Source organism: Staphylococcus auricularis (assembly GCF_051172115.1).
Classification (GTDB): Bacteria; Bacillota; Bacilli; order Staphylococcales; family Staphylococcaceae; genus Staphylococcus; species Staphylococcus auricularis_A.
In genome coordinates, this window is the sequence record NZ_JBPIZN010000018.1 from 1 (window position 1) to 676 (window position 676).

Annotated in this window: 1 protein-coding gene and 1 pseudogene; both read right to left on the reverse strand. The window is 28.8% G+C overall.

What is annotated here, in order from left to right; genetic code table 11:
- The coding region (locus ACSBRB_RS10605; RefSeq protein ID WP_435032725.1) for a restriction endonuclease subunit S at nt 1–557 on the reverse strand (557 nt) is incomplete at its 3' end.
- A pseudogene (locus ACSBRB_RS10610) lies at nt 542–676 on the reverse strand (restriction endonuclease subunit S); the annotation flags it as partial. The pseudogene ACSBRB_RS10610 and the gene ACSBRB_RS10605, both read right to left, overlap by 16 nt.

The following is a 676-nucleotide window of genomic DNA, read 5'->3' on the forward strand; positions in this document are numbered from 1 at the left end:
ACAAACATCTTTTGTAAGAAACCTTGCTTACGCTGTTTTAGTAAGTTGAGTTTTTGTTTTTTATTATTTATTAAAACATCAAATTTGTTAAAAAAGTAACCAATTTGTTGTTGTTCTGTATAACTTGGAACATCTAATGTTATATTCTCTAAATCTTTAGTGCTTACATTTGGTTGAGCACCTGCAACTAGCAAGCTTAGTAGACTTTGTCTAAACTGTGCAGAGCTTAAATAAACATACAAGAAATTATTATCTGTATCTTTTGTAGGTATAAACTTACCTACCCTTTGGTTTAGCATACTTTCTTCTTTATCTATATACATTCCTATTTTACCCGTAGTTGCACCTGACATAGCAATTAGTATATCACCTTTGTAAATTTTAAATCTTTTTGGAATATCAATATTTTCTGGGTAATATACAGTACCTTTTTTAACTACTGAATTAGTAATATCTGAAATCCTTAATATAGACAAACCAGCTTTAACGAATAGCGAGCTTTTAAAAGCATAACCATTTTGAATTTTAGCAATATCTCCTATTTTTTCTCTTCCCACTCAGGATAATCATTTCCATTTTCATCTTTAAACCTTAATTCTTGTGAGAATATTCTTTGCATATAACCTTTTTTCTGAGCTTCTAATTGCTCAAGTTTTTTCTCTTCAAGTTCAATTTG